The sequence below is a fragment of the Novipirellula rosea genome, assembly GCF_039541335.1.
Classification (GTDB): domain Bacteria; phylum Planctomycetota; class Planctomycetia; order Pirellulales; family Pirellulaceae; genus Novipirellula; species Novipirellula rosea.
The window spans coordinates 23,926-46,191 of the sequence record NZ_BAABGA010000035.1; the positions used below are offsets into that span (position 1 = coordinate 23,926).

The window sequence follows — 22,266 nt, forward strand, 5'->3', positions numbered from 1 at the left end:
GATCCCCGGCCGGCGGTTTGCTTCCCGGGTTGCCCGGTTTGAAAACACTGGCCCTAGCGGTCGTAGCGATCAGGTCCTCCTTCACTGTTCGATAGGCTCAGCTATGTCGCGAACATTTGAGGGTTGTATCGGTCGTGCGCCCCGTCTAGTCCACTGGCCCGATGACGCGATAATCTTGAGAGGTAGGCTGTTGGGAATTTGTCTTTCCGTTATCTATGTTTTTTCAGTATTGCGATCCTAAGCTGTACCAAAAAAATCCGACGTCCGCGGAGGCGAACGTCGGAGGGACGCAGGAATGAACTGCAGTCCAGCGGATCCACTACTTCTTTAGGGCTTTCTCCGCATCGGTGTCTAGTTTTCCTGCTTCTGCTTTGGCGGACTTGGCTGCGTCATTGGCTTCTGACTCAGCTTGCTGCTTCACGTCCTCTGCAATCGTCTTTGCATCATCTTTCAGTTGTTGAGGATGCAAACCCTCTTCTTTCGCAGCGTCGGAGATGGATTCGGCTGCCTTTTCGACAACGCGTGTCGCCCGTTTCGCCAAACTATCACCGGTTAGATCTTGCGACTGAGCCGATTGCTTTGCCGTATCGACGGTTCGTTGCACGGCCTCGCGGCCTTCCTCGTACACTTCCTGGCTAGCCTGTTTAGCTTGTTCGACCAGCTCGTCCGATGCTTCACCCATCAGTTCGTCTTCACGCCGTGTTCGCGGGATCAACGCCCCGGCGAGTGCGCCAAGGGCGAGGACCCCCAAGCCGAGCGCAAGTGGCGATTCATCGTGGGCGCGGCGTATACGGCGAGCTGTTGCGTCGTAAGCTGCTGAGGCTTGCTCGCCGGCGCGGTCGCTTGCTGACGATGCATAACGCCCCGCACGTCGCGATCCACGTCGAGTGCCTCGTGCGGCGTCCCGCGCCGCCGCACGACTTCGCAAGTAGGCACGTCGGGACGCCTCGCTGGTTGCCGAACCGGCTGATGAGGCGGCAGAGCCAACCGACGATGCCGCTGACTTCACCCCGTCGACAACCGACGACGCTGCGTCGCTGAGCGTTGCACCGGCGCTACTGGCCGCGTTGGAGACCGTTTCGGCTGTCGATGATGCAGCGCCTTTCGTCGATTCCCACGCGGAGCTGCTGGCGTCTGTGACGGAACGGGCCGCGGAGGATGCTTTCTGCTTCGCAGTACTGGCAATTCCGTCGGAGTCATCGTGTTCGCCATAGCTCTCTGGGATGACTAAACGCCCATGTCGATGGTCGGCCTCCGCAGAGGTGTCAAGCAACAAGTCTTCTTCGGTGTAGTATCCGAACTCATCTTCATCGTCGTCTTCAGCAAAATATCGGTTTTGCAAGGAACGTCGACGTGGGATGCGATCGTAGTCATCCTCTTCGTCATCGTGTCGACTTCCCAATGCAAGCCACGCCAATCCGGCGCCCACTAGCGTCGCGCCGATCGGATTGTCACGAATTTGACGACCGAGATTCGTCGCAAAATCGCCTGCCGCACCACTCGCTCGTTTCGCAGTGTCCTGAGCCGTGGGGGAGCGGAAGATCTCGATAACATCGTCCAACAAGTTGCGTGGATTCAAGCGATCGCCAAGCTCGTCGAGCGTCTCGTCCATCGCACCACGGGTTCGGTCGATTCGACGTTTGATTTCATCGCTGTCGCGACGATCGAGATCGTCGGTTCGTGGAACGCGACCGTCTATTTGGTTTTGGCTTGTAGCCATTGCTTGTCCTCCTTCAATGATTCGATAGTTCGTTCGGGCACGGGGGTTGTTTCCGAGAGCGTCTTCCTGGCTTTCAATAACATCACCGTACCGATGATGCCTACGATCAGCCCCACAACCAAAGGTGCGATCCAATCGCCGTGGAACCACATCCCGAGCGAGTCGTAGAAGCGTTCCAACCCAGCGGAAGCCGCCAGCAGAATGAAGATCAGCCCCAGGTGAGCCACTGCGGCTCCAGCGAGCAGCATCGCTGAATTGCGACCGACCTTGTTAACCTTCTCGCCCATTTCTGTTTTTGCGAGCGCCACTTCTTCGCGAACCAAAGCCACGGATTCGTCTCGCAACTCTTTGATCAAATCCGATAACGTTCGTGTGTCGCCCTGATGATTCCCTACCCGGCTTTTTCCGTCCGCTTGATAGTCAGTACTCATGATTGCATACCTCCTGGGGTGTTCGGATTGACACCGTCTGTTGCCAGAGTGCCGGCGGTTGAACGACCGGCATTGGCTGGCAATGGATCTCGCTCGAATGCGGATAGAGGTCGGTTGTAATGTCGTTTCAGGTCTGCACGGCCAGTCTGCGTTTGGCCAGTCTGCGTTTGACGCTCTGGTTTCGATGCTTTCAAGAACCGCATCGCAGCCAATCCCGCTACGAACAATCCACCGTATACGACTTCCGGCCGGCGGCGTGTAAAGTCCTGCACATCCGCGATCAGGTCGCCGACATCCTTGGACAGAAGAGATTCGCGTACGTGATCGAGTTGCTCGGCTGCGGCATCAACGTAGCTGGCAAGCGAATCATGCTGCTCTTCGTGCAACTTGCTTGACGCTTTGCGAATGGCGCCGCTGAAAATGCCCAGCTCATCCGCCAGCCGGGCCTTCTTTTCATGCGCATACTTGCGGCCCGATTGCTTTGCTGCTTCCGCAGCTTCCACTGCCTTTTGCTTCGCAGCGGTAGCCACTTCGGCCGCTTGCTGCTCCAGTTCTTCCTGCGTCTGAGTTGCTTGCTGTTTTGCAGTCTCAACAGCATCTCCGGCTTTCTGTTTCGCTCGATCAGCGCCGTTGGTCTGATTACTTTGGGGGCGCCCACCGGACGGGACACCCGTGCCAGCGTTAGGGTTTGACGCACCGTATGTTGTCTGAGCCATATCAAACTCCTTCTGTTTGAGGGTAGTTTTTACCTTTCTGGGGTGAGAGCAATCACAGTGCCAAAATTGAGAATCAGTCGAGTTTTAACTCGCACGCTAGCGAATGTAACTTTCGTTTGGTCTCGTATTTGAAACGGATGGCGAGCATCGCATTGAAAATCAAAGAATGTTCCTTGGATCCCTGAGGGTGGCGACAGGACTCGCATCCGATGCCGATCACAATCTCCTCGACGCTGCAGATTTGGGCGTCGAGAAAAGAGGAGTGTTAGCACTGACTGGTATTTTGAACGCCGCCTTTATTCGTCTCGGCAGCAGCCATCGCACGACCACGTGATCGATATGTCGCGAATGCCACAATTTGCGGCCCATCGGCGAGTTGGCATCATCAGCGATGCCATCAATCGCTGCATGACCGAGCAAAGTGACCGCTAGCAGTGCAATATTGCGGGGATGCTCGGTGGTCGGTTCGCCGAGTGTGGTCGACAAAATGAATGCTGGCATCCGGCAGAAACGTTTCATGTCGTCGCGTTGCGACTGAGGTTGCTTCTGTTCTCCTAAACCACGGACTCACGTCCGTGGTTACAGCCTGTCGTCACTTCGTGACTGAGCATTCGCGAAAAAGAACAAAAATCCCCGTTCGAAACTGTTAAACTGGGGCTTGGGGATGGTCGATTCATTTTTGCGCTCGTTGCGAAAAAGGGGGGGCGGAAGTGACCGAAAAAGAAGACGATGTGACGACAGTTGTCGTTTTGGAGCACTCGCGTTGGTTGCTTGCCGATGCACTCGACGTTGACACCGCGATGACCTTGATCGCGCTGGTTTCGGAAGATCCGGCCGACTGGACAGAAGCGATGGACGTTTGGCCTCGTTATCGCACGCCGGCGGTCGCTGAATTCGCTAGCAGTGTGCCGATGGATGAAACGGATCGTGAATCGGTGGCAACGAAGCTGCGATCCTCCGAGGCATGGGTTGCCATCGATTTTCGATCCAAACGATTACTGACCGGTGGCAACTTTCAAGAGGTCGGAAGGGATGCGACGTTTGCGATGGTTGTCGATGAAAGCGGCAAACAGCAGTTTCCTATGAGTGTTCATCTGCCGCCGTGGTGGGAGTTGCACGAGCTTGTTACGGCGGATGAGCTCGATCAACCTCGACAGTCGCCGATCGACAAACCGGTGGTCGACCGGAATATTCTGTTCGGCGACGTGATGTTGATGGAGCTTGCGACGCGGGTCTTGGAGACAATCAAAAGTGACGCTTGGCGAACAAGCGGCGCCAGCGACAACGAACAGGCTCGCTACCCCTTCACCGTCGCGGTCCATCGCGATTGGTTGATGACACCCCGTGAAGACTTGGGTGGTCGCATGCCACGAGAATTACTGCACGGGGCAACCCAGTGGAGTGATCGAGTCACTTGGGGGCAGCGAATCCGTTTTGAAGATGGCGGGCCGATGGTGGCTGCTCCCCGCGATTGGGACGGCTTTGCGACAGCGCCGATGGGAAGTCAGGAAATGTGCCTGTACTTCGACTTGTGCCGCGAGCTGATCAACGCAGCTTGGTTCCATGGAACGAAGCCGAACGAATCGCCGATTACAGTCAATGCATTTAGCAAGTTGCTCTGCGATGTCAAAGACAATTGGTTGGAAAGTCCGTTCGAAGGCGGATCGCCGCCGAGCTTCATGATTGAATGTGATCGACGCCGGGTTCCCCGGGGTGTCGGTGTCGCGATTGAAGGGATCGACGGCGCGGAATCCGAATCGCATCTGGTCGATTGCGATTGTCCGATCTGTCAAATGATGGCTGACGGAATATTCGGCGTTGGCTTCACCCGCATCGACGGTCACCACTTGGAACTCGACGACGAGTTTGCGTTTTCAATGCTGGCGACCCGCACGGCTTGGGAAGAGCAACAAAAAGAAGATGCCGAAATTCAGGCGGAGATGGATCGGCGATGGGCCAAACATGAAGCCAACAGCGATGCGGTCGATCCGTTTGCATCGGCATGGACGGGCATTGGTGATGACCGTCCGATTCTCGGAGACAATGGCGGGGTCTTGAAAATGGCGTTCATGGTTGCAGAGGTCGTATCGGAACTTGAAACATCCGATGCCTGTCGTGATGATATTACGAGTCTGAACGAGTGCTTCGCCCACTATCGACGCAGTGGTGCCGACGATCGTCGTGAGTCAGCATCTGAGTTGAAAGCCAACTTGAAAACACTCGCCGATCGATACCCGCAATTGACTTCAAGGTCAGTCGATTTGCAAAGCCGGATTGACGAGTCGCTGCGAAACCCGGCGATAGACGAAAATGATCTTGATTTTCCATTTTGAATGAAAGGCAGCCATGGCGTGAAAGTCTGCCAACGACTCCTTTCGACAGAACCGCTCTCGACAGGAATCGGAAAGATCACCCTGCGGTCGAACAAACTCGAGCGTTCTTGATGGCCGTGATGGATTTGGATGACGAAGGAGTCAAACGATCATCGTTTCGTCCAATGCTCTCGCGAGCGAGCATGGATATGGTCGGCGGCCTGGTTCAAGCAACCCGTAGTGAGCTGGAGGACATCACTCATCGAGCACTCGCCATCGCTCAACTCAAGCGTGCGCTTGCGGGCCACGGATACGCCAGGGGAGCCGTCTTTGGTCTATGGAGCGAAGACGCGATCTCGGACCAACAATCAACGCAACTTCACGAACAACTTGAATCGATTCTTACCGCCATTCATCGCCTCGCGGAAAAAGCGTGGGCGGTAACGTGATTCGTGTGATCTGTCTTTTTCAACCACGTTGGAGTTGGCTGCTTTGTGGCAATCACATCTTCGGGTGCACTGCCGTCACCCCAAACTAGGTTTTGTCGTTCATTTTGGTGCAGCGGAGGTCTTCAAGACGTTCGTTTGATTAATGTTTGCCCCGAAACTCTTGACGAGTGCCGCTACGAAATGCTTCACAGTGTAACCCGAGCTGAGATGCTGGACGGCCGCGCCGCGATGACGTATTGTTGAGCCCAAATCGTGGGAACCAAATCTCGCAGCCCGCGTCTAAGCGGTTTTCGCAGAACCATGGAAAAGGGGTAGACGATGTTTCGTTGGCAGTATGCCAGATTCTTGATGGCCGCATTGCTAATTTGCACTGCGGGAAATTTTGCGGCTTCTGCCCAGTCGATCGACGCCTCCTTTCGGCTCGATGCGAGCAAGGGAAGCATCGAGACGTATCACGAAACCGGCCCTGTTGCGATTCATCTAGCGAACAACGATCGGGTGATCGCTTGCGAATTCGCGCCGAACCCGTCGAGGCGTGCATTGGCGGCTCGCATTACGGCGTTTGTCGTTTTTGATCTGACAAGCGGACGAGAGATCAGCCGACTGCCGTATTCGGCAGACTTTGTCTCGCAGAAATCAGCCTGTTCGCCCGACGGACGCTATCTGGTCATCTGTGAAAGGGAATCGGCGAAACTGTTCGATCTGGATACGCAATCGTTGGTGCGGTCATGGCCGGTGACATATGGTCGGGCAATTCCGGTCATAGACCCGAATGGAGCAACCTTGGCGTTGTGCCGGGAACGTGAGATTACGCTGTGGCAGCTACCAAGCGGAGAACCGGCCGGGCAGATTCCGGACCACCCCACCGCAATTGTAAACGCTGCGTTTGACGACCAAGGAAAATATTTTCTTTCGAGCTGCGGTGAGATGACGCGACGTTGGGATTTGGATAATAAATCGCCGGTCACGATTCCAGTAGAGGGTCGGTTGCTGTGGTATCTAGCGACCGATCGGCAAGGAGAGAAGGTTTACGGGACGCATCATATCCATGCCGGGGAAGGGGGCGCGGCCAGCTTTGATATGCGGTCGGGGCGACGAGGATTGTATCTGAAAAATCACTATTCGATGGAGACCGATCCCGACAACGACCGGCTGTACACGATCAACAGCTATGGCGATGAGTCGATCGATGCGGTGCAAGTACGGCGGCTCTCGGATCCGGACGAAGTGAAATACCTGCCCTTCGGTCCGCAGGTGCGGGAAGCCCTCAGTCGCGAAAAATTTGGTTTTGTTGACGACCTTCGCTTGTCGCCGGACCGACGGTATTTAATGGTTCGGCTGGAATATGGCCGCTTGTCACAAATCTGGAAAGTCGATGAACAGTTCGAGCAAAAATTGACTGCATCAGACTCGGGACTTGAACGTCGGTATGTGCCCGAGCAACCAAAGGTGGAAAAGAAGACCCGCGAAGAACTGTTCCTGGAAGAGATCAAAGGGATCACCTACAAGGTCAATGATTTGAAGGAACAAGGGGCTGTGAAACAGGCCGAGCAGGAGATCGAAGCGTTGCTGGCCGCGGGACGACGTCGTTTGCAACGGGCACCAAAACGGCATCAGTTGCTGATTGGACAGTGCGGGCAAGCTTATCGAAACGGTCTAAGGCAACCCGAGAAAGCACTTCCACTGTTTATCAAAGCGGCTGAGATGGCCGAAGCCGGCAACCGATTCGATTCGCGTTGGGAGTATCTGGTCAAGCAGATTTCTTGGACCTATCGCGATTTGGGCGATCAAGCTGCAGCAGCGAAGGCACTTCGACGCGTAGTGGATCGACGCCGTGCCGATGGTAAGCCGTTTGACGTATCGAACAACATCATACTTGCCGAGCTGATATTTGATCGCGACGATCCGGAGGTCGCGTCGGAGGCGATCGAGTTGCTGATTCAGGCCTGGACGCGCGTCAAAACCGAGGCAGGGACGTTGTCCTCGAGCGCACGCAGAATTTACGATCAAGTCGCAAAGTTTGTAAAACAGGCGGATCGGTGGGAGGTGCTCGAACCGATTCTGGTCGAGCAGCTGGCCGCCCACGAGCGTCACTTGGGCGCGAACCACCCCGACACCGCGCAAGCAGCACTGCAGCTTGCTCAGTTGTACGAGCGGCTTGGCCGGCCGAGCGAAGCGCTCGCGCTGATGGATCGGAACCAACGGACGCTGCGTGATCACGTTGCCCGATTACTACCGCTGTTGTCCGAGCAGGAGCAGGGCGACTTTTTGAAGGAACATTTTCGGTCGTCGCTGCTTGCGGCGTTCGCGATGGCGGTGCGACTGCAGGAGCATCCCGACGCGGCCACGATCTCGGCTGGCTGGATCTTGAATGCCAAAGGAGCGGCAACTCGGGTGCTGGCCGAACGAGCACGGACTGTCGCGTCGACGCAGGATCCAGCGGTGCGGTCGATCGCGAGCGAATTGGCTGAGACAAGAAATCGGATTTCGTCGGTTAGCTTAGTGGCAGCGCAAACGCCCGATATCGGCTTGAATAGGAAAAGCGAAGAACGCAGCGAACTTGCACAACTTCGCAAGCGTGAATCCGAACTCTCTTGGCAGCTTGGTCAGGCGGGTTGGACCGAATTGCGACAGGAACCGTGGACCGACCTGGACGATGTCCGGCAAAGAATTCCTGAGGATTCGGTCTTGATCGAGCTGACGGTGACCACACCGCTCGGCAGACTTAAAGATCGCGTGACCGAGAACTTTGGTCGTGTCTCGCGGATCGGTATCGATTCGGGAGATCCCAAGGTGATTGCCTGGATCATACCTCCGGCGGGTCAGGGCGAAGTGCGAATGATCGTCCTCTGCCAACAATGGGAAACGTTGTCGCGTCCGTTAGCTCATTTTCACGAGATTTTGCGTGGACAGATCATCTCCAATCATCCCGAAGCTGAAATCGCAAGATGTCTGCAGGAGATGTCAACGTATTTGACGGAACCGCTGCCGGCCGACGTGTGGGAGAAGAAGAAGTGGTTGATCTCGCCCGATCACCGGCTGTGGACCGCTCCCTGGGCTGCGTTTCCAGGCAAGGAGAAAGGTTTCCTGGTCCAGAGCCATGAAGTGCGGTATTTGCTGAGCGGTCGTGATTTGTTGCCCCTTGCATCACTGGATCACCAATCGCCGCCGATGATCGTGGCCGCCCCGGACTATGGAGCTGCCAATGACGATGGAAACGGGCAAGACGGCGGATCGGAATCCGGGCCGTTTGTGCCGCTTCCGGGAACCGCCGAGGAAGCTCGTAGCGTGCTGCCCTATCTGCGCGAATTGGCGGGCGATGAGCCCAAGGTTTACCTCGGTGCCGAAGCGGAAGAGGCTATCGTCAAAGCAGCCAAGCGTCCTCAGGTGGCGGTGTTCAGTACGCACGGATTTTCTGAACCTCGACTCAACCAGCATCCTCTGGCGACCTGTGGGTTGGCATTTCGAAACGCCAACACCGCGATCGAAGGAACCGGTGACGGCGTGCTGACAGGATTGGAAGTGTTGGCTACCGATTACCGAGGCACGGAGTTGGTCGTCCTGAGCGCTTGTCAAACTGGATTGGGCACCGTCCAGGATGGCGAAGGAGTGGCCGGGTTGAGGCTTGCATTTCAGTTGGCCGGTGCACGCAACGTTGCCGCAACGCTGTGGTCGATCCCCGACAAGATCACTGCGGAAATGATGACGGAGTTTTTTAAACACTACGCGTCGGGTCATGAGGCATCGTCGGCGCTGCGTTTGGCCCAACTGGCAATCATCAAAAAGTTCACCGATGCCGGGTATCGGCCTTCACCACGGCTGTGGGCAGCGTTCACGATCGCGGGGCCTCCGCCGGAAAGATTGTTGCCTGGTAAGGCAGCGGTTCAGACGGCACCGACCTCGCTGGATTTCGGTCGCGAACTGCGGACTTGGCGAAGTGCCGATGGCAAGTATTCGGTGCGGGCTGAGTTCGTTTCTAGCGATGGTCAGAACGTCGTGCTGCGACGTACGGACGGTTCCGAGACTCGAGTGCCACTAGAGAAGCTGCATGCCGAGGACCGTCAAGCGATCGAAACGCTGAAGTCCAAAATGTAGCGACACGGCGGTAAACGTGGTCGAGAACGTTGAGCCGTCGCTGACGCGAGAGTTGGAAGAACTTTTTCGGAATCTCCTCGCCAGATGAGAACCGAGGCTGAAATGTGGCACCAGTAGGTGATGCCCCATTGCTACCTACTTTCGCAGTAGACGGCATTGGGCTTATGCCAACCCAAAAACTTTGGGTCGCTGGTTGTGGGAGAAAGGATCATCACGGCTCGATTTCCGTCGGTCACGTACGGATCGGCGCATAGATTACGCCGGGGTGCCTGCGGTTCGGATACTTCGACGCCTTCGACGTAGCCCATCCGATCGAGGTGACCGGAATTCAGCACATCCTCGAGCACATAATCACGCGCGTCGTCGACGTCGGGATCGATGCGATGCGTCGTCAAATTCCAGGTTCTCCATGTAATTCGGACGCCGATGTCACGGCTGATCTGACCCACCCACACCGGTTTCTGTTCAAACCGCAGTGGGGTCAGCCACAGTCGCAGATGCAACCGTTCGTTGATCGTATGGCGTGTCCGCTGCAGTGCGAAGTCTTGGCTGCGTCCGTACAGATACAACGGGCTGACCGGCGAGTAACGGTAACGGGTACCAAACAGAAACGCTTTGGCGGTTTTCCAGCAGGTGGCCAGCGTGATCGTTTCGGTTTCATCCCAGCGGGTTCCGAACGCTGTCAGAATGGTTGCGAAGTCGGCGATGACGACGAGATTGGCGGGATCTCCTTCTCGCACCCCCAGCCGATTCCCGGTGGCTCGCGGCTGTTTGGTAAGCTCCGCACGGAGAGTCGTTTCGTCACAGTCAATGAGCGAGTCGGCATCGTACAGATCGTCGAACGGCCGCGTTTCGTAATCGACAACAAGCCCCGGAATCGGCACCGCCATAACGAACTCGTGCTTGGTGTCTCGCGTCAGTAGTCGCACCTGGATGGTCTTCGTTCCATCGTCGAGCAAGGTGAAAACGAAACCGCGTGCCGTCGTGCCGGGGGCGATCGCACCGATTGGAAACGCGTGTTCACGAAAGTATTCGTCCATACGTCGATTCGCACGTCGGGCTCCGAGAAACTTGAGCGGCAGCAGAACCAGCAGCGGTAAGAAAAACCAGGCCAACGCACCGAATCCCGCCAACCGTTTGACGATTGCGAAGTGATTGACCAACGCCGCCTCGAGCGGTGGGTAATAGTTTGGGTCGAGATAGACGCGGTCAAAAAACAGCGGCCCCTCGCCTCGATTGCTGATCTCCAACCAGACTGGCTGGATACCTCGACGCGCGAGCGGTACCCCAAAGAACCGATTGCTTTCATGGCCGCTGAGTGCCGCGACCTTGACCTCGGCGTGACCTTCTTGACGGGTCTGCAGCCGCTCCAAAAAGGGGCGTTCGTCGGGATGTGGCGTGTAAGGCACGCCAAGTCGGCGGAGCAGTGGTAGTTGCTTATTCATCGAGTACCTTTTTCCGTTACAAAGCGGCAGACGGTAATCGTACCGGGACTAGCGGCGAACAGAATCAGGGGTGTCAGAGACGCTTTCTGAGTGGTTTGATCCGTTGCCGAGCCGCCGGAATCGGGCGAATCTCGCCGGAGCATCGCAAATCCCATCCAGGTCAGCACAAATCCGCCAGCGACACTGAAGGCGTCGAGCGAAACGCCAAAGGTCTGCAGCATTTTGGCTCCGAACAGAGCGGCCAAACTTGGAATCACCAGAATTGCGATCGAGGCTTGAATCCCATCGCCGAGTTTCTCTCGCGAACTTCGTCTGCTTTCCAGTTTGGAAAAAAGGACGCCACCGATGGCGGGATTCACTAAGGAGAGCACCGTCACAGTCGCTTGCAGATGTTCATTCATGGTGCCACCTCCGCAGAAGTGTTTTCCGGTTCGGGTTCGTAAATTCCCGGAATCGGTGAATGCAATAGGACGACGCGAATCAGATAGATCGCCACCGGCACACCCAGGATCAGCCCCCACATGCCGAAAAAATGCTCGGCGACCAACAAGATCACGATCACCAGAACCGGATGCAGATGGCCAATTTTTCCGATGATCCGCGGCGACAAGATCATCCCTTCGATCAAATGGATGATCCCAATCGCCACAATCACCTGCATTGCCATCCACAATGAACCGCCAGGTTGCAGAATGGCAATCAAGCAAATCGGAAAGCCTGATAAAATCACACCCACAACCGGAATAAAACTGAAGACAAACACAAGCAACGCCAGAACGAACTTGTACTCGACACCAATTAACCAGAGGGCCAATAGAGTTAGACATGCGTTGATGAAGGCAATCAGCACCTGGCCCTGAAATGATTTTCCCATCAGTTTTCCCAACGCGACGATCCCTGGTGCGACTTCATCAAAGACACGCCGCAATCTCGTGTTGCGAATCCCGGCGACGCCCGATTTGACGCCGTGCCATTCGATCAACATGAACACTGCCAATAACAGAGCGGTGCCGACTTGAATCGGAATTCTCACCACCTGTCCGAGTCCTTCGTCCAGCCGCTGGACTCCAGCTTCGAGCACTTTAGGGCCATCGGCAGCCGCGTGATCACGCACCCAATCGACCGTGTGACTGGTGCCCCACCACTGTTGTCCCAACTCGAGCTTTTTCGCCGACTCAAAATCGAATTGCTGATGTGCCGCCGACTCCGGTTTGGTTTTGTCATGTTGCTGGACCGCGGCGGTGAAGGCTGGTTTCCCTTTGGGATAGGCGGCGGCGAGCGTTTGAAAGTAGGCGTAGTCAACCGGTACGTGGTTGGCTGCGTCGGCGAACTGAGTTTCGTAGAACTTCTTAAACTGAGTCTTGTATTGCGGCGAGCTGCGGAAGTTATCCCAGGCCTGAATCGACATCGCGCGGCCCCACTGGTCGGTGAGTTGTGCTAACAGCACCGGGTCGGCGTTGACATCGGTCCATATCCGTTGGCGGATTTGCTCGTCACGACGAGACTCGAAGTCAGGCGATTGGCTGAGCTTGACCAATTCATCCGGCTTCTGCGTGGAGGCCTGCTTTGCCCGCCAACGCGAGATGTAGTAGTCACTCTTGTCATGGAATAACTCGGGCGCCTTGGTTTCCAAAAACCATTGTTTCAGCGGCGTCCCGGCAACCGTCGTATCCGAACGCAGCTGAAGCACTTGTGTCTGTTCGTAATTGGATTCGAATTCGGCTTCGAGTCGCGAGTGAAGCTTGGGGAATTCTTGGTACAAGCCGTTGCCGTGACGACCGGCGGTTTGAAATTCACGCAGCGCAGTCTGGTACCGCGAATCGTCCGGCGTGCCGTACAGGCTGTCGAACTTCCACTTGCCGACTGTATTGGCCAACAACGTGTTTTGCACTTGCTCGGCATTCGCGTCCTTTAACTGTGCCAGTAAGCTCTTGCCTTCGCGAATCAGCGGAGGGACAAAAAATCGTCCGAGCCCGAAAAACGCGGCACAGATCAAAAAGAAGACGACCAACGTCAGGATCAAGTCGAGCCGGTGGTCATCACGCTGCCGCCGCATGGCACGCGTCAAGACTCCCACTACGCCACGAATCATGAAACACAATAGAAACGTAAGAAAGCCAATCAGAAAAAACTCTCGCAGCACAAACAGCAGTACGAGGAACACACCCCAAATCAACGGCCTTTGCCACCACGTTTGCTCAACCAACAATGGTGTTGATGACGCATGGATGTTAGATGTTCGGTCCAGCGAGTGGGAATTATCGTTATCAGTCAACTTTTCAGACTCGTTCATGATTCTACCTTCGTGAACATCAACACAAATCAGTTCCGATCAAATCCACCGACGCCATCGCAGGAAAATCCATGACCCAATCGCGATCACCACCATGGCGGTACACGCGATAACGAAACCTCGTGGGTTGTGTTCGTCTGGTATACCGGCGACGTTCATCCCCAACAGCCCCGTTAAGAAGCTGAGCGGTAAAAACACCGTGGCCACAATCGTCAGGTTGTAAGTAATGCGATTCAACCTTGCGTTCAATTGGGATTCCATCTGATCACGCAACAAATGAGCTCTTTCGTGACAGTCTTCGAGAATTTCCAAGTAGCTTCGTACGCGTTCCGTCACGGCCTCGACCGACCGCCTCTCCGCCGCACTGATGACGAGTGATTGATCAGAAACTATGAAGACCAACAGGTTTCGCAATGCAATCAGCTGGCGACGTGCGTGAATCGTCTTTCGCCGCACAAGATCTAGATCCTCAATGTTGGGCTCTTCCTCTGATTCCAATATTTGATCCTCCAACTCGTCCGTTTCGCTAGAAACATTGACAAGAATCTTTTCCAGCTCATTGATGTGGCTGTTGATCAGCGAAGTCAGTATCTCGAGCGGCGCCCATGTGCCCTGCTGCTGCGATGCAGTTGACTTCAATGCCTCTAGCGCCGGTATCGTTTCAGAACAGACGCTGATCACGCGGTCACATTCGATCCACAATCGAATGGACGTGAAATCACCCTCGTTTGCTTTGGGTAAGACCTTCCGCGCATGGAAACAAATCACGACACCACCGCCGAGAATTTCGTGGTGGTTGATCGTGCCAGGCTGAAGTAATCGAACGACGACTTGTTCGGACAACCCTGACTGATTCTGAAGCCATGCCGCTGTCTCGGCCGCACGGCTATCGAGATCAACCCAGGAAATCGTCTCCGACCCACCCTCGGCGGCCTTTCGTTGAAGCGTGAAAATGTCGGGCATTATCTTTCCGTCTTTCGAATCATGACTGCGTGTATCGGCTGGCAAAGGCGAGTCCCAACGTCAGTAGCAAACTTCCGATGATCGAAATATGCAAGTGAAAGAACATGTTTAGCGAAACACAGACAACAGCAAATATCACCAGCTGCCAGACTGCATTCTTAGTCATCGGTCAACTCCATATTGGCGTGCGGCGACACCTTGCTATTGCGAAAGTATTTGCAGCAAACCATTTCACTTTGGTGTAACGTCGTGCCGTCGTAACGATGAACTGCGCGTGATTGTTCAATGGAAGCTTGTCATTGCTATAGCACTCAATCTTTCTGCGAACCGTCTGCCTGATTCCCTCACTATCCAATCTGATTCAGCCGCACTGACGTCCATTGTTCTGTCTTGGCACTAACGAAATGGACCAGGTAATCGCTTTGGTTGACTCCATCGAGGTGAACCTTGATTTAAGCATGGGAGTTTTTTCTTCGCTTGCAATTACACTTTCGTGTAACACCGCGGACCTGTTGTGGTATGCCGTCGTGGTGGGCCGCTGTGCAGATCCCCCTGCAAATCCGTCGAAAGCGGCGCGCCTGAATCTTAAGCTGTTGTACGAGCAAAACGGCCATCGTGAAGGGACGATGCCCGACAGTGCGAGTGAACAGGAATCGGCTGTCATGACCCGTGATGGTGTTACACCAAGGTCTAATAACGGGCAGAGCGTTTTCAGCCTAAACTTAAACTCACCAGTTCGGTAAAGGAGCACGTGTCAGTCTCACAACTTGTTCATCTGGAAAGGGCGGCAGACGGATGAATGGACGAGAGCTCCCAAACGTTCGTTAACGAACAGACCCGAACAGAGACGCTTGCCAGCGGCACGGTCGACCGTCTCCGCAAACCACAACGCCGTGAACGATGTTTGTGCTGCAAATTACGGCATTGGCGTTTTGTAGCGATGCTCGCCAGAGCGCGGATTGTTGGCGCGCAGATGCGGATCACCAGCTTCTGGCGAAGGTCGCTACCAGAAAATCGTTCGCGGCGTACATGTCCGTCGTAGCGACGCGTTTTGATTCGGCCGGAAGTCACATTCTACTTCGCTTTTCTCACTGAACCTGTCACCATGAATCCGCTCAATCTTTTCCGCCGTTCCAGACGTGACGCGCGGCACCCGCAGGCTCACATGACGTGGGCGTCGCGAAGCATTTCCAAGACCGTCACTCGAACCGGCTTGATTTTAAAGAAGCAGCTTTGGATCTGGCCGATTGTTGCGGTGATCATGCTGTCGACGATTGGATATTTTGTAAGAGACGCGATCGAATCAACGATCAAGGACAACGTCAGTTCGGGTTTGCAGACTTTGGTCAGCGTGGAAGCCGAAATGTTGCAAAAATGGTTCGAGGTTCAGGAATCGACGGCGCAAACGTTGGCAAATGACGCGACGCTTCGTAACACGGCCTATCAGTTGCTGGAGACAAACAGGACGCAAGACTCGTCTCCATCGGATCTCCACAGGGACTTGGCTAGGGAACTCGGTCCAGCCATGTCGGCACACGGCTACGTCGGTTTTCTGTTAGCTGATAAATCAAAACGCATCGTGTCGTCATCACACGCAGCGTTGATAGGGCAACAGGATATCCCGGAGTACGAGCATTTTCTTAATCGCGCGCTCAATGGCGAAACCTTGGTCTCGCAGCCATTCGCAAGCGTGGTGATGATGAAGAGTGCGGACGGTCGCTCTCGGATTGGCTTTCCGACCATGTACGCGTGCGCGCCGGTTCGTGATTCGTCGTTTCAGGTCATTGGCGTGCTGGCAATGCAAATACGACCGGAGCGCGAGTTTACGCAGATCCTGCAACTAGGCCAAGTCGGTCCCTCCGGGGAAACGTACGCCTTCAACGCCGAAGGCACGATGATCTCCAATAGCCGTTTTGATGAAGATTTGATTCTGCTTGGGCTGTTGCCGGACCATGCCGACTCGCAATCGATGCTCCATTTGCTGGTTCGTGATCCAGGTGAAGACATGACCCGAGGTTATCGACCGGAAGTTCGCCGATCTCAGTTGCCGCTGACAATGATGGTCGCCGATGCGGTCGCCGGCAATCCGGGCGTGAACGTGGATGGTTACCGTGATTATCGCGGTGTCCCCGTGATTGGCGCTTGGAGGTGGATGCCGAAATACGAAATCGGTGTGGCGACCGAAGTGGATGCCGCGCAGGCATTTCGGCCGCTTGTTATTTTGCAGCGAACGTTCATGATCATCTACATTTTGCTGATCCTCAGTGCGATCGCGATCTTTGTGTTCACGGTCGTCGTTGCTCGACTGCAGCGTCAGGCGCGGGACGCCGTGATCGAAGCCCAGCAATTAGGACAGTACACGCTGGAGGAAAAATTGGGTGAAGGCGGCATGGGCGTCGTTTTCAAAGGCCACCATTCGATGCTGCGGCGTCCGACCGCGATCAAGCTGCTGCACACAGACAAGGTTAACGAGACCTCCATCGCCAGCTTCGAGCGAGAGGTGCAAATCACTTGTCAATTGAACCACGCCAACACCATCGCAATCTACGACTACGGGCGAACTCCCGAGGGTGTCTTTTACTACGCGATGGAGTATCTCGATGGAATCGATTTGCAGGACCTCGTCACCGAATATGGACCGCAATCCGAAGCGAGGGTGATTCATATCTTGCTTCAGATGTGTGGTTCACTTTTCGAGGCTCATTCCCAGGGGCTGGTCCATCGTGACATCAAGCCGGCCAACGTGATGTTGAATCGACGCGGCTGTGAGCCCGACGTGGTGAAAGTTCTCGATTTCGGACTGGTCAAGGCAATCGAGCAGACCGATGGTCAAAACTCTACTGGCGACGGGTCGCTGACGGGCACCCCGCTGTACATGTCTCCCGAATCGATCCAAGCACCGATGACGGTTGATGCCCGCAGCGATATCTACGCGGTCGGAGCGGTCGGCTATTTCTTGTTGACCGGACAACCGGTATTCGAAGCCAGTGGGATTGCTCAGCTATGTCAAAAGCATATCGAAGAAACACCTGTGCCTTTGTCGAAGCGTGGGAAGACGCCAGTTTCAAATCAGTTGGAGGACGCGATCATGAGTTGTCTGGAGAAATCGCGTGCCAAACGACCGCAAACGGCGAGAGACCTGGGGCTGTTGATTTCCCGCTGCGCGAACGCCGGTCAATGGACAATCGAAGACGGCGACCGCTGGTGGGGCCGACACGAACGCGGTTCGCAAGACTCTGCGGCTAGTGAGTCTGCGATGAGGGCAACCATGGATTTAACCATGGACCAGACAGCAATAAGCGAATCGGACTAGGCTGGGCACCATGATTAGCGAGCCGGCACCAGTAGTGGGCCGGCAGCAAGTAGCGGGCCACTCACCACCGGCAGAAAGGACTTGGATTACTGATAAAATCGACCGCCAAAAGTGCCACCTCATCCTAAAACCAACCCGTGGGAGCCTAGGATTTCGAACGAACCTTCCAATTGGGACCACGTGCGATCCGTCGGTGGCCCCTGGCGTCACAAGACAACCCAGCGTCGCGGCGGGCACGTCAAAATGCTAACGATCGAAGCTGATGATTTCGAGCAGCAGTACCAGGAATCGTTGAGTGACACCTGCACGCCAGAGTTGTTGTTTGATCGCTGTTGGGTCGACACGCTGTTGACCAACGTCGTGAGCGAATTGCGGGCCGACTACCAGAAGGCAGAGAAGGCGGCATTGTTCGATGCGTTGTCGCCTTACTTGGCAGGCGGCCTGCCGCGTGACGTGATTGGAAAACAGTTGGGAATGAGCGCCGAAGCGGTGGCGATGTCACTGCACCGTATGCGAAAACGCTACGGCGAAATCCTTCGCCGCTCGATCGCTGACACCGTTGCCCATCCAGACGACATTGAAGATGAACTGAGTCGATTGATGGAAGTCGTTGCGACCCGCCAGGCCAGATGACTGCGAATGAACCATCGTATTGCAGCGATTTCGTTCGCCAAAATTGAGCAAGAAGTTCCAGCGCAGTCACAATCGGTTGCTTTGTCAATCGAACGTGCCTTTGAAGCGAGACACTCAAACCAGAGATTTTTCGACTCTCGATGAGAGGACGTTTGCATACGGCGAACGGAGTCGAGCAGGAAATCGCGTCGTCACCGACCACTCGAAGGCTTTGTCATGCCTGTCGCTCTCCCCTTGCGTGAGCGGCGGTCAGTGTGGATTTGTTGAAAGTCCACTTTGGCCGTGCCTAATGCTGGCCTGATTTTTTTGATTCGACGTCGAGCGTGTTTCAATCAGCACTAGAACTTCGTCGCAGTTTATTTTTAGGGTAGTGGAACTCGTCAGCGGCTTGTTGATTTTGTGAGCCGTTCGCGCGTCAGCGGCCCACGCGCTACCCGGTGCCTTACGGCCCACGGCTCACTAAATCAACAAGCCGTCAAGAGTTTCGGATCGAATGGCAAACACAACGAAAGTCTTGACGACTTCCGCTACCACCAACATTAATTTTTAGCTGCGACGCAAGCCTAGTCGACATTCACGAGTTCGACGATGAAGTGTAGGTGCGAGTGAGGAGGAATGGAGCCTGGGGAACCGCGTTCGCCGTAGCCTAGCTTTGAAGGCACCCACAGTTCGATCATTCCGCCCTCGCCCACGAGTTGAAGTCCTTCCGTCCAGCCGGCGATGACATTTTGCAAGGGAAAGGTTGTTGGTTCACCTCGCTCATAGGAGCTGTCAAACACTTTTCCACCATTGAGCCAGCCACGATAGTTGACGGTCACCGTGTCGTCGGCCGTCGGTTTCACGCCGTCGGACTTTCGTAGAATCCGATACTTCAGTCCTGAATCGGTCGCTATGAATTCGAGTTCGGCATCCGCATCCATTGGACCCGTTCCGGCTTGAAGTTCAGGACTGTCGACGAACGAGGTTGGGTTCCATCTCGCTTTTGCGGTATCCGTAGTTACCAGCTCTGAAGAAAGGTTCGGGCTGGGTTTCGCGGTGGAGCGACACCCCGGAACCATGAATACGACGCTCAATAGACACCATGGCAACCAATTCTTCATTGTCGTTCCAACGCTCCAGTCTCGCAGCAATCCAAAATGCCCATCGGAAGCGAACCTTGCCTCCATTCCTCGTGGGGGCCTCCATTCATAGCTGGGCCTCCATTCATCGTTGGGGGGAGGTTAGCGAATACTAGCTTTTCTTGAAAGTCCGTAATTCGTCAAGTTTTGCTTTCATACCGACACGTCCTGTGTGATCTCGGCAATTTTTGTATTCTGGAGCAAAGATTCTACCCCCACCGCAAAGGATTCGAGCATTGAACCACTCTGGCGAGTTCACTTACACGATTTGCTGTTGGCTTTTGCGACATGATCATGTCAGTCGTGGCAGCGCTCTTTCGTTGCTCACGCGTTTGCGGCAAGCTGACAAAGAACGCGGCAGTTGGAAAACGCCCGAGAATGAAAACCAAGAATCATTCGTGCTGAACTGGGCCAAGTGATGCGGGTGCGTCCAAACATTCTGTTCGTCTGCAGCAAAAACCAATGGCGAAGCCCGACAGCCGAAGCGATCTATCGACGTGACGATCGGATTTCGGTTCGCTCGCGAGGAACGGCAAAGGCTGCGGTGCAAACGATTCGGTCAAGCGACGTCGTGTGGGCGGACGCGATTCTGGTGATGGAAGACAAACATCGTCAGCGAATCCTGGCCGACTTTCCCGACGAATCAAAGTTCAAGTCGGTGCATGTGTTGGACATCCCCGACGACTACCGATTCATGGACGACGATTTGTTGGAATTGATCAAGTCGGCTGCGGAACCGGTGATCGACCAATTAACGCAATAGCGAAGAGATCATTCATACCGCACTGTCGCTAAGTTTAAAAAGAACGGTTGAATGAACATCCGAATGCTCAAGGCCATGGTCAGTTTCCATGTTTTCTTAGGTCTTTCAACTCCACGACGCTGACGGTGTCGACATGGAGGAGTCCACCTCGTTGGGTTTCTGTGTTGTTAAAGAAAATGGTCGCGGTGGTATCGTTTTCGCCTGTCGTGAATTTGATGCTGTAGGACTGAAACCAGTTGTGAAAGACCTTGCGGATCAATCTTCCTCCTCCATAGTCTTGTACACCCATCCATCCCTCGTGGAAGACCAGCGGCTTGGTCCGCAAATTGGACGGTTCGAGCGTTCCAGACGTCGCCGGCGTGCGAAGATGAGCCGTTAATAGGTAATGCGTGTTCGGTTTGACTGTGATTTCTTGCGATGCCGCGCCGGTCCCTCCCGCTCCGATCTGCATCGCATTCGGGTCGGCGGATTCGTTGTTGTCTTTCCAGTACTTCCACTTCGATACGTTTTGCACCACGACAGCGCCCTTTGTTTTCCAACCGCTCAGATCTGTAGCGAAATCACTGTTGGAAACCAAGTTTGGAAGGTTTTGGGTTTCGATATTTGGGCAATCGACACCTCGTTTCCAAATGCGGACATAGTCAACCTCAAAAACCGCTTCATCGCCAAACATCTCCGGGCGAAGTTCGCTGATTCGCCCCTCCCAGTCAAACAACTCGCAGTCGATCCAGACTCTCTGGGGCTTATCAATCACCCAACCGCCGAGACCGTTGAACATGACCCGATTGGCTTCTGATTTGGTCAACGTCCGAATCAAATTACCGTCAACGTAAAAGCGGATGTCGTTTTCGCTCCAGTCTGCGGCATAAACATGCATCGTGTCGGTCACGTCAAAGCCGAGCGTGTGTTTCTGAGTCCAATGCCTTCGATTACTCAGATTCTCATTGATCGCTCGGTCCCAATTGTGAATCGACATTTGCATCGTTTGCGTAATGTCTGCGTTGTCCTTCGTGACATCCCAGCTCTGGCCGACGTGTTCGAACACATCGAGTTCGCCACGGTTGTCGGTGCCGACCGCCCAGAAGGCTGCCGACATGGGACTCTTGCCCACCCGGCAGCGAATCTCCATGTATCCGTAGTGGAGAAATTGTTTGCTGATTAACGCGCCAGTGGTTATCGGAGGGTTACCGTAACCCTTGGAGAATTCAAAGTCAGGAGCCCACCTCGATTTGATCTGCAATCGTCCCATGCTTTCTGTTATCGCGGCGGGGATGAACTGCGAATTGCGACCTCGGTTGTTGTTGTAGTACGCCCCTTGGCCGTCGTCGCGACCCTGGATGTGCCATTGTTCTCCGATCAAACCGTCGTTGAACTCGTCGCTAAAATCCGGCTGCAGCTGCCACTGACCGGTGTTCTCGGGATCGGTATGCGGCAATGGTTTTAGAGTTCGGTCGTTGTCGGACTGGGCCAGCAACGGGTTCATTGCAGGAGCTACCATGCCGATAAGCAGTAGCCAACATACAGGCGATAGGTTGTTCATATCATGGTTCGATTGATGTGGTTGGCGGAGATGCAGGGCGGCGACCGTGAATCAGTTCTGCGAGATTTGCCACTTACTTTGGCGGTGCGACGACTCTACGACAGTGATCCTGAAAGAATATCATACCTCATGCGAACGTCTCGCAAGGTATTCGTGATGTCGATCGGTCTGCCGGCGTCTGCATCGACGGTTCGCTTCGAGCCTTCACAGTCATCTCGAACCGAACCCGAAGAGGTGACCCTGTGAAGCATTTTTCTTATAGGGTTTGTGCTAATTTAGCGTAGCGGATGTCGTCAAGACTTTCGTTGAACGAACCCAATTCCCGAAACTCTTGGCGAGTTCCGCTACACAAAATGCTTCATAGCGTTGCTGATTTGGGCGTGATCGGTTCGGCAAACAAGACAGACTGACGTCTGATGAACGAAGGGCGGCCCTTGTCCACATCGTTATTCGTTCGCGATTCGTCCCTAACAGT

The 22,266-nt window shown here is 54.8% G+C and carries 20 protein-coding genes; 9 read left to right on the plus strand and 11 right to left on the minus strand.

Annotated features, from left to right (window positions below; genetic code table 11):
• Positions 1-319: 319 nt before the first annotated feature.
• From ABD971_RS12975 to ABD971_RS12990, 4 genes are all read right to left on the minus strand, one after another.
• Entirely contained in the window at positions 320-1,720 is a 1,401-nt protein-coding gene (locus ABD971_RS12975) for a DUF3618 domain-containing protein (protein WP_345322655.1), read from the minus strand.
• Complete coding sequence (locus ABD971_RS12980) at positions 1,696-2,151, minus strand: phage holin family protein (RefSeq protein WP_345322657.1); 456 nt, start codon at positions 2,149-2,151, stop codon at positions 1,696-1,698. The genes ABD971_RS12975 and ABD971_RS12980 overlap by 25 nt, the downstream gene beginning before the upstream one ends.
• The gene (locus ABD971_RS12985) at positions 2,148-2,867 is read right to left on the minus strand and encodes a hypothetical protein (RefSeq protein ID WP_345322659.1); all 720 of its coding nucleotides are present in this window, start codon (positions 2,865-2,867) and stop codon (positions 2,148-2,150) included. The genes ABD971_RS12980 and ABD971_RS12985 overlap by 4 nt, the downstream gene beginning before the upstream one ends.
• A 216-nt stretch (positions 2,868-3,083) precedes the next feature.
• Positions 3,084-3,386 (minus strand): hypothetical protein, encoded by a 303-nt coding sequence (locus tag ABD971_RS12990; protein ID WP_345322661.1) that lies wholly within the window; start codon positions 3,384-3,386, stop codon positions 3,084-3,086.
• A 191-nt stretch (positions 3,387-3,577) separates the two neighbouring features.
• Here ABD971_RS12990 and ABD971_RS12995 point away from each other — a divergent pair, with 191 nt between their 5' ends.
• The 3 genes from ABD971_RS12995 (at position 3,578) to ABD971_RS13005 (ending at position 9,723) form a co-directional block, all read left to right on the plus strand.
• Positions 3,578-5,200, plus strand: a complete 1,623-nt coding sequence (locus tag ABD971_RS12995; protein ID WP_345322663.1) for a hypothetical protein — start codon at positions 3,578-3,580, stop codon at positions 5,198-5,200.
• 110 nt (positions 5,201-5,310) lie between these two features.
• Positions 5,311-5,628 carry a hypothetical protein gene (locus ABD971_RS13000; protein WP_345322665.1) on the plus strand — a complete coding sequence of 106 codons (318 nt, stop codon included), beginning with the start codon at positions 5,311-5,313 and terminating at the stop codon, positions 5,626-5,628.
• Between the two features lie 318 nt (positions 5,629-5,946).
• Complete coding sequence (locus ABD971_RS13005; RefSeq protein ID WP_345322667.1) at positions 5,947-9,723, plus strand: CHAT domain-containing protein; 3,777 nt, start codon at positions 5,947-5,949, stop codon at positions 9,721-9,723.
• A 131-nt stretch (positions 9,724-9,854) separates the two neighbouring features.
• On the opposite strand, the gene ABD971_RS13010 is transcribed toward ABD971_RS13005, so the two are convergent.
• Genes ABD971_RS13010 through ABD971_RS13030 form a run of 5 tightly spaced genes read right to left on the minus strand, consistent with a single transcriptional unit; the run spans position 9,855 to position 14,590 of the window.
• Positions 9,855-11,168 carry an LssY C-terminal domain-containing protein gene (locus ABD971_RS13010; protein WP_339944451.1) on the minus strand — a complete coding sequence of 438 codons (1,314 nt, stop codon included), beginning with the start codon at positions 11,166-11,168 and terminating at the stop codon, positions 9,855-9,857.
• On the minus strand, positions 11,165-11,569 hold the full coding sequence (locus ABD971_RS13015; RefSeq protein ID WP_339944449.1) for a MarC family protein: 405 nt from the start codon (positions 11,567-11,569) through the stop codon (positions 11,165-11,167). Before ABD971_RS13015 ends, ABD971_RS13010 begins: the two co-directional genes overlap by 4 nt.
• Positions 11,566-13,461: an AI-2E family transporter gene (locus ABD971_RS13020; protein ID WP_345322670.1), complete on the minus strand. Its 1,896-nt coding sequence runs from the start codon at positions 13,459-13,461 to the stop codon at positions 11,566-11,568. Before ABD971_RS13020 ends, ABD971_RS13015 begins: the two co-directional genes overlap by 4 nt.
• 39 nt (positions 13,462-13,500) lie before the next feature.
• Complete coding sequence (locus ABD971_RS13025; protein ID WP_345322672.1) at positions 13,501-14,424, minus strand: CorA family divalent cation transporter; 924 nt, start codon at positions 14,422-14,424, stop codon at positions 13,501-13,503.
• A 19-nt stretch (positions 14,425-14,443) separates the two neighbouring features.
• A complete protein-coding gene (locus ABD971_RS13030) occupies positions 14,444-14,590 on the minus strand; it encodes a hypothetical protein (protein ID WP_339944443.1) in 147 nt (48 codons plus the stop codon).
• 238 nt (positions 14,591-14,828) lie between these two features.
• Here ABD971_RS13030 and ABD971_RS13035 point away from each other — a divergent pair, with 238 nt between their 5' ends.
• The 3 genes from ABD971_RS13035 (at position 14,829) to ABD971_RS13045 (ending at position 18,370) form a co-directional block, all read left to right on the plus strand.
• Positions 14,829-15,167, plus strand: a complete 339-nt coding sequence (locus ABD971_RS13035) for a hypothetical protein (protein ID WP_345322674.1) — start codon at positions 14,829-14,831, stop codon at positions 15,165-15,167.
• Positions 15,168-15,529: 362 nt separating this feature from the next.
• Positions 15,530-17,737 carry a serine/threonine protein kinase gene (locus tag ABD971_RS13040; RefSeq protein ID WP_345322676.1) on the plus strand — a complete coding sequence of 736 codons (2,208 nt, stop codon included), beginning with the start codon at positions 15,530-15,532 and terminating at the stop codon, positions 17,735-17,737.
• 180 nt (positions 17,738-17,917) lie between these two features.
• A complete protein-coding gene (locus ABD971_RS13045) occupies positions 17,918-18,370 on the plus strand; it encodes a hypothetical protein (protein WP_345322679.1) in 453 nt (150 codons plus the stop codon).
• A 563-nt stretch (positions 18,371-18,933) separates the two neighbouring features.
• Here the strand turns inward: ABD971_RS13045 and ABD971_RS13050 are convergent.
• Positions 18,934-19,470, minus strand: coding sequence for an FKBP-type peptidyl-prolyl cis-trans isomerase (locus ABD971_RS13050; RefSeq protein ID WP_345322681.1), 537 nt, complete (start codon positions 19,468-19,470; stop codon positions 18,934-18,936).
• A 254-nt stretch (positions 19,471-19,724) separates the two neighbouring features.
• Here ABD971_RS13050 and ABD971_RS13055 point away from each other — a divergent pair, with 254 nt between their 5' ends.
• Both ABD971_RS13055 and ABD971_RS13060 read left to right on the plus strand, forming a co-directional pair.
• Positions 19,725-19,907 (plus strand): hypothetical protein, encoded by a 183-nt coding sequence (locus tag ABD971_RS13055; RefSeq protein ID WP_345322683.1) that lies wholly within the window; start codon positions 19,725-19,727, stop codon positions 19,905-19,907.
• The gene (locus tag ABD971_RS13060; protein WP_345322685.1) at positions 19,907-20,251 is read left to right on the plus strand and encodes a low molecular weight protein tyrosine phosphatase family protein; all 345 of its coding nucleotides are present in this window, start codon (positions 19,907-19,909) and stop codon (positions 20,249-20,251) included. The genes ABD971_RS13055 and ABD971_RS13060 overlap by 1 nt, the downstream gene beginning before the upstream one ends.
• 79 nt (positions 20,252-20,330) lie before the next feature.
• On the opposite strand, the gene ABD971_RS13065 is transcribed toward ABD971_RS13060, so the two are convergent.
• Entirely contained in the window at positions 20,331-21,734 is a 1,404-nt protein-coding gene (locus ABD971_RS13065; RefSeq protein ID WP_345322686.1) for a family 16 glycosylhydrolase, read from the minus strand.
• 60 nt (positions 21,735-21,794) lie between these two features.
• On the opposite strand from ABD971_RS13065, the gene ABD971_RS13070 reads away from it, so the two are divergent.
• Positions 21,795-22,037 carry a hypothetical protein gene (locus tag ABD971_RS13070; RefSeq protein WP_345322688.1) on the plus strand — a complete coding sequence of 81 codons (243 nt, stop codon included), beginning with the start codon at positions 21,795-21,797 and terminating at the stop codon, positions 22,035-22,037.
• Positions 22,038-22,266: the final 229 nt, after the last annotated feature.